This is a genomic window from uncultured Fenollaria sp. (genome assembly GCF_934202865.1).
Lineage (GTDB): Bacteria > Bacillota > Clostridia > Tissierellales > Peptoniphilaceae > Fenollaria.
Window position 1 is genome coordinate 1 of sequence record NZ_CAKPYL010000080.1, and the last position, 2,912, is coordinate 2,912.

Consider the following 2,912-nt stretch of genomic DNA (forward strand, 5'->3'; position numbering starts at 1 on the left):
AGACTGTTCTCATCAAAGATCTTATTAATTATTTTTGATAAATATGGATTGCATCTCGCTAAATTTTTATTTATAGTCTTTAATAATAGGTAAGGATTCTTTAATGGCATTGGATCATATTCTTTGAAGTAGACTCTTAAGTCGTAGGTATATAAAGCATCAATGCCAAGCTTATCCTTTTGTATATCCGAAATGATGTGAGCGTTAGAAGCAAGATACTTCTTTATCGCGTTTCTGAAAGCAATTATGTCGTTGTGATTGTAATCAATTCTGCACCTGTCCTTATCAGAGAAGTCAAGGTAGCCATCGAAGCCAAGCCTCTTTGCAATTTTGTGCCTAATAACAACAAGATCTCTATACTTTTCAGCGTAGTACTCTTTGTTTTGAACGTTATTATTATTCATGGCGATTATAAACTTCTTTCTTTTTTCTCTATCAGGAAGCGAAGTATATTTAGCTAAGTTTTTATTAGTAATTTTTTCACCATCGCAATAGATCTCTTGTGAATCTCTATAGTCAATAATCTCTTTTAATATTTTGTTCTCGTTAATGTTTAAGCCAATAACATCTTTAGAGTATAGGTTTTGCATTATCTCTAGTTTATCAAAGAAGTATTTGCCCCATCTTTTCTTAAGCCTATCCAAGTCATCATCATCTAATAAAGTCTGAGCAAATTTAACACAGGCCTTATTAAACTCATCCTCATTAGCTTCAAAATACTTAAACTCCTCGCTAAAGAAATTGTTTGAAGTATCCTGTGTATGCCTTATAAAGACGTACTCGTAGAAGCTATCGTAGCGCCTTTTGATGATGTCAACAGCTCTGATTATGGTATTCTTCTCATCAAAATTTTTAGTTCTTGCTAGGCGAGTGGAATAAAAGTTAATAAGGTTTGCCTCGCTGATTATATCTATCCTTTTGTAATACTTTTCTATGTCTTCGAATTTCATTTTCTTCATCCTTTATATTTATATAAATAATTATATATCATTATTAAAGCTTTTTCAATCAAATATGAATATTTACAGAAAAATTAAAAAAAGTAGTTGACAAGGCTTATCATATGTGATAGAATGTGAATGTTAAAAATATACCGCGGCAAATATATTTTTAGAGGTGTTTTAATGTCAAGTTTAAACGGACCAAGAGTAAGAACGGTCAGAAGATTAGGCTTAAATGTCTATGGATTAGCGAAAGCTAATAAAGGTATGAAAAAGGGAGCTGCACGTTCAGATAAGAAATTATCTAACTACGGACTTCAATTACTAGAAAAGCAAAGATTAAGAGCTTACTACGGAGTGCCAGAAGTTCAATTAAAGAAGGCATTCTTAAAGGCTAAGAAATCTAAGGACCAAACAGGTCACGCTCTTATCAAATTACTAGAAACAAGATTAGATGCATTTGTTCTTAGAGCAGGCTTTGCTCAATCAATCAGACAAGCAAGACAAATGGTTGTTCACGGACACATCCTTGTTGATGGTAAGAGAGTAGATAAACCAGCTTATCAATTACAAGTTGGACAAAAGATTAGCTTAAAAGAAAAATCAAGATCAAACGAAATGTTTAAGGAAAACTTCCAAACAGTTGTTGGAAACTCATATCCTTACATCGAAAAAGATATTGATAAGTTCGAAGCTGTTCTAGCAAGATTACCAGAAAGAGAAGAAATTCCAATAGAAATCGAAGACGTTTACGTAGTAGAATATTATTCTCATTAATAAATTAGCTCTCAGTACATATGTGCTGAGAGCTTTTTCATGTATATACTTATTTTATTTTGATGGGATTTATCCGTCTTTTTTAGTATGTGAAAACTTTGTCGTTCTCTGTAATTATAGCTTCGTGAGTATTTTCACCCATGTCTTGATTGTATTTCTTCATCAAGTAGTCATAAAGGTCTTTCTTTGAATTAAACTTAATTAATTGATATGGCTCTTGGAAGCTTAATTTTTCTAAGAAGTAAACTTTGCCTTGATCTTCATACATGAGTCCAGTGTGACCAATGAACAAAATGTTTCCGTCAATCTCATCATTTGAGTTTAAGTATACAGAAACAACTTTTACATCGTCATTCTTAAACTTAATGCCTCTTTCATCAAACTCTTTCGTGATTAAATCTTCATATTTTGCTTTTTCGTCATTAATGTTTATTGGGGCATAATAAGTAATGAATTTCTTTAATTCATCTTCATTAAGCAAGTTCTTGTCGTTTATTGCTTTTTTATCAAAATCCAAAACAGAAGATTTATCTTCAATTTCTTTAGCAATATCTAAGCTATTTTTAATAAGTGAAAATGTAGTTATTCTGCAGTTAACGCCTAAGAAATCAGGATTCTTCTCTGCAAATTTATCCATGCTATTATAATAAGCTACTTCATCATTATACTTTGTGAAGTCACTAGCTAGTTCGTTTGCATCCGCACTTTCATTGTACTCATCAAGATTCTTAATGAATGCACTAATATCTCCATCGTCAAGGCCCTTATCACTAAGAGTCTTTTTTAATTCGTTTTTGTTCTCATCCTTTGTAAGATTAGTGTACATTATAGTGTCATCGTCCTTGTCACTTGGCTCCTCAGTCTCGTTAGCAGCTGGACCATCTGCATCATTGCTCGCATCATTAGTCTTAGGCGAGCATGAGACAAGTAGTGCTGCCACCAATAATGCTAATAGAATTTTAAATATATTTTTCATATAATCACCTCAAGTAAAATTATAATTTACTTGGGGAGCACTTGTCAATTAGGCAAAGCTTACAAAATAGTAACAATTTCACCATAACTATATCAATGGAGATGTATAAACTCTTTATCTTGACATAAAATAGAGCATCGTTTATAATTGAAGTATATAAAAAGGAGGAATCTATATGAATTCAAAAGATTTAGCAAAGGATTTAATTAATTTTATTG

3 protein-coding genes are annotated in these 2,912 nt (G+C 31.7%); 1 reads left to right on the forward strand and 2 read right to left on the reverse strand.

Going from position 1 to position 2,912, the window contains the following annotated elements; genetic code table 11:
- A partial coding sequence (locus Q0E71_RS06595; RefSeq protein WP_294797209.1) for a M3 family metallopeptidase occupies positions 1-950 on the reverse strand: 950 nt, incomplete at its 3' end.
- Positions 951-1,124: 174 nt separating this feature from the next.
- On the opposite strand from Q0E71_RS06595, the gene rpsD reads away from it, so the two are divergent.
- Positions 1,125-1,718, forward strand: a complete 594-nt coding sequence (gene rpsD / locus Q0E71_RS06600) for a 30S ribosomal protein S4 (RefSeq protein WP_294797211.1) — start codon at positions 1,125-1,127, stop codon at positions 1,716-1,718.
- 82 nt (positions 1,719-1,800) lie between these two features.
- On the opposite strand, the gene Q0E71_RS06605 is transcribed toward rpsD, so the two are convergent.
- Entirely contained in the window at positions 1,801-2,694 is an 894-nt protein-coding gene (locus tag Q0E71_RS06605; RefSeq protein WP_294797213.1) for a DUF4300 family protein, read from the reverse strand.
- Positions 2,695-2,912: the final 218 nt, after the last annotated feature.

What these genes read in the sequence shown, in the direction of transcription:
- rpsD (WP_294797211.1), top strand. Translation starts at nt 1,125, where the DNA reads ATGTCAAGTTTAAACGGACCAAGAGTAAGAACGGTCAGAAGATTAGGC.
- Q0E71_RS06605 (WP_294797213.1), bottom strand. Translation starts at nt 2,694, where the DNA reads ATGAAAAATATATTTAAAATTCTATTAGCATTATTGGTGGCAGCACTA.